Source organism: Micromonospora sp. CNB394, assembly GCF_000374985.1.
Classification (GTDB): domain Bacteria; phylum Actinomycetota; class Actinomycetes; order Mycobacteriales; family Micromonosporaceae; genus Micromonospora; species Micromonospora marina.
The window spans coordinates 1-3,221 of sequence record NZ_KB895880.1 but is presented as its reverse complement, the minus strand read 5'-3'; the positions used below and the strand labels follow the sequence as shown (position 1 = coordinate 3,221).

Annotated in this window: 1 protein-coding gene; it reads left to right on the top strand. The window is 74.6% G+C overall.

Features of this window, described 5'->3' with window-relative positions:
• Positions 1-3,221, top strand: a 3,221-nt coding sequence (locus tag C569_RS31470) for an SDR family NAD(P)-dependent oxidoreductase (protein ID WP_036347366.1), incomplete at both ends; no start/stop codon positions are given.

The window sequence follows — 3,221 nt, the reverse complement described above, 5'->3', positions numbered from 1 at the left end:
CGCGTGTGCGCTGGTGGCGGCGCGGGGTCGGTTGATGCAGGCGCTGCCCGCGGGTGGTGGGATGCTGGCTGTGGCCGCTGACGAGGCTGCGGTGGTGGAGTCGATCGCGGGCCTGGGCGACGGGGTGGGCGTCGCGGCGGTCAACGGGCCGGCCGCCGTGGTGGTGTCGGGTGTCGTCGAGGCTCTCGACGAGGTGGAGCGGGTCTGGCGGGATCGGGGCGTGCGTACCCGCCGGCTCACCGTCAGCCACGCGTTCCACAGCCCGCTGATGGAGCCGATGCTCGATGAGTTCCGCGCCGTCCTGGCGGGGCTGACGTTCCGGGCGCCGCTGCTACCGGTGGTGTCGAACCTGACCGGGGCGCTCGCCGACCCGCAGGAGATCACCCGCGCCGAGTACTGGGTGCGGCACGTGCGGGAGGCGGTGCGCTACGCCGACGGCATCGCCGCCCTGCGGGCGGCCGGGGTTGACACGTTCCTGGAGGTCGGACCGCAGAGCGTCCTGACCGCCATGAACGCCGACCTGCTCGCCGACGACGCGCTGGCGGTGGCCGTCCAGCGTCGGGACCGTTCCGCCCCGCAGGCGCTGCTGCACGCGCTCGCCGAACTGCACGTGCACGGTGTACCGGTGACCTGGACGCAGTGGTTCACCGACAGCGGCGCACGCCGGGTCGACCTGCCCGCGTACGCCTTCCAGCACCAGCGCTACTGGCTCGGCGCGGGCCAGGCGCGTACCGCCGACGTCTCCGGCGTGGGCCTCGGAGACGCCGGGCACCCGCTGCTCGGCGCGGCGGTCACCGTCGCCGGCGCGGACATGGTGGTGCTGACCGGTCGTCTCTCCCTCGCCACCCACGCGTGGCTTGCCGACCACGTCGTCTCCGGCACGGTGATCGTGCCCGGCACCGCCCTGGTGGAGTTGGCGGTGCGGGCGGGCGACGAGGTGGGTGCGTCGCGGGTGCGCGAGCTGACCGTGGCCGCGCCGCTGGTGCTGCCGGGGTCCGGTGCCGTACGGGTGCAGGTGCGCGTCGGCGCGGCCGACGGGGCCGGTACCCGGGTTGTGGCGGTGCACTCGCAGGCCGAGGGCGACCCGGAGGCCGACTGGGTCCACCACGCGGAGGGCGTGCTGGAGCGGGCGACGGCCGACGAGCCGAGCGTGGGGGAGTGGCCCCCGGCCGGCGGGTCCGAGCTGGACGTGACGGGCTGGTACCCGACGCTTGCGGAGCACGGCCTGACGTACGGGCCGGTGTTCCAGGGGCTGCGCCGGGTGTGGACCACCGGCGACGACGTGTACGCCGAGGTGGTGTTGCCGGATGAGGTGGCCGGTGACGCGGCGGGGTTCGGGGTGCACCCGGCGTTGCTGGACGCGGCCCTGCATCCGATCGGGCTGCTGCCCGGTGGCGAGGGTTCGGGTGGGGCGCGGGTGCCGTTCGCGTTCGAGGGTGTGCAGGTGTATGCCTCGGGTGCGCGGGTGCTGCGGGTGCGGCTGACGCGTACGGGTTCGGCGGTGCGTCTGGTCGCGTGCGACGAGTCGGGCGCGGCCGTGGTGTCGGTCGACTCCCTCGCTCTGCGCGAGCTGACCGGCGTGACCGAGGCGGGCGCGGCGGCCCGGTCGCTGTTCGAACTCACCTGGCAGGCAGAGGAGATCGCCGCCGCCGGGGACCTCTCCGGGTGGGCGCTGGTCGGCTCGCCGGCAACCGCCGACCTGCCGGCGTACGGCGACGTCGAGGCGCTCGTCGCGGCGGTCGACGCCGGTCGGACGGCCGCACCGAAGGCGCTGCTGCTGCCGCTCGACGCGCCGAAGAGCGCCGTCCCCGACGCGGTACGCGCGGCGACGTCGCAGGTGCTGGCGACGGTGCGGTCCTGGTTGGCGGCCGACGCGCTGGCGGAGTCGCGGTTGGTGGTGGTGACTCGGGGCGCGGTTGCGGTGGGTGCCGATGACCGGATGACGGACCTGGGCGGTGCGGCGGTGTGGGGTTTGCTGCGTTCGGCGCAGTCGGAGCACCCTGGCCGCATCGTCCTGGCGGACGTCGATCGTGACGTGGATGCCGGGACGTTGGCCGTCCTGGCATCGGTGGCCGACGAGCCGTCGACGCACGGCGGTCAGGTCGCGGTGCGTGCGGGTGGGGTGTTCGTGCCGCGTCTGGTGCGTGCGGTGGCGCCCTCGTCGGCGGACGGTGCCGTGGTGGGTGACGGCGCGGTGCTGGTGACGGGTGGTACGGGCGCGCTGGGCGCGCTGGTGGCGGAGCATCTGGTGTCGGTGTATGGGGTGCGGTCGCTGGTGTTGGTGTCGCGGCGTGGTCCGGGGGCCGCCGGTGCGGGCGAGCTGTCGGAGCGACTGTCCGCGCTGGGCGCGTCGGTGCGGGTTGTCGCGTGTGACGTGACGGACCGGGATCAGGTGTTCGGGCTGGTCGGCGAGGTCACGGCCGGGGGCCGCCTGGCGGGTGTGGTGCATACCGCTGGTGTGCTGGATGACGGGGTGATCGAGCGGGTCACCGAGGAGCGGCTGGCGGGGGTGTTGGCGCCGAAGGTGTCGGCGGGTTGGTTGTTGCACGAGGCGACGGCGTCGCTGGATCTGGATCTGTTCGTGGTGTTCTCGTCGGTGGCGGGTGTGTTGGGTTCGCCGGGTCAGTCGGCGTACGCGGCGGGCAACGCGTTCCTCGACGGACTTGCGGTGTATCGGCGGCAGCTCGGGTTGCCGGCCGTGAGCTTGGCGTGGGGCATGTGGGACACGGACGGTATGGCCGCGTCCCTCGACGAGGCGGACCGGGCGCGGTCCGCGCGGGCCGGCCTGACTCCGATGAGCGCCGAGGCCGGGCTGGAGCTGTTCGACGCCGCACTGGTGGCGGAGCGGCCGGCGTTGGTGCCGGCCGTGATCGACGTACCGGCGATGCGCGCAGCGCTCGGCGCCGGCCCGGTGCCGGCCGTGCTGCGTACCCTGATCGGATCGACGGCGGCCCGGCGACGGGCCGCGCGGGGCGGCGACTGGGCCAACCAGCTCGCGAGCCTCGCGCCCGACGAGGCGCGCGCCCAGGTCGACGTGCTGGTGCGGGGCCTGGTCGCGCAGGTGTTGGGGCACGGTGGTGCGGAGTCGGTGCCGGCGGACCGGGCGTTCCGGGAGTTGGGCTTCGACTCGCTGACGGCGGTGGACCTGCGTAACCGGTTGAACGCGGCCACGGGGCTGCGGTTGGCCTCGACGCTGGTTTTCGACTACCCGACCCCGGCCG